At 18.6% G+C, this 639-nt stretch carries 1 protein-coding gene; it reads left to right on the plus strand.

The features are described from left to right. Positions 1-228: 228 nt before the first annotated feature. A partial coding sequence (locus M0D11_RS06340; RefSeq protein WP_252321125.1) for a UPF0236 family transposase-like protein occupies positions 229-639 on the plus strand: 411 nt, incomplete at its 3' end.

Raw genomic sequence — 639 nt, forward strand, 5'->3', positions numbered from 1 at the left:
TTTTATTTTCCTTTTCTATTTATATTTTTCTTTATTGTACATTATTTTATTAAAAAAGAAAAGATAACTAATAAAAGTTATCTTTAAACGTTAAACTAGAAATACATCATTATCATCAATTTTATCGTTCCTAAATATTATACTATAAAACTAAACATTTTTCAACATTAAATTAATAAATTTGATACAATGCTTGGAGTTAAAAAATCAATAGAAAGGTGTTGAAAGATGTTTAATTTTCAAAATTATTTGAACAATAAAATCAATGATATTAAATCATATTTTGTCAAAGAAGTCGAGGATTGAGATGAAAATTTTTTTCAAAATAGAACTGTAGAAGAAAAAGAAAGATATAAAGTTTCTAAAAAACGTAATAGAACAGTAAATACTGAAATTGGATTTGTAACTTTTAATAGAAGAATATATTGAGATAATATAGAAAAAAGAACTAGATATTTTACAGATGAAGAATTTAATATTGAAAAACGTGCAAGATTTATGAAAGATTTAAAACTAAAAATACTTAGTAATTTAATTAAAAATTTAATAACTAAAAAAACATATACACATATTCAAGCAGAATATGAATATACTTATTTTTCTAAAAATTTTATTTCAAGAATTTTTAAAAATGCAAAA

Source organism: Spiroplasma endosymbiont of Lariophagus distinguendus, assembly GCF_023846195.1.
Lineage (GTDB): Bacteria > Bacillota_I > Bacilli_A > Mycoplasmatales > VBWQ01 > Spiroplasma_E.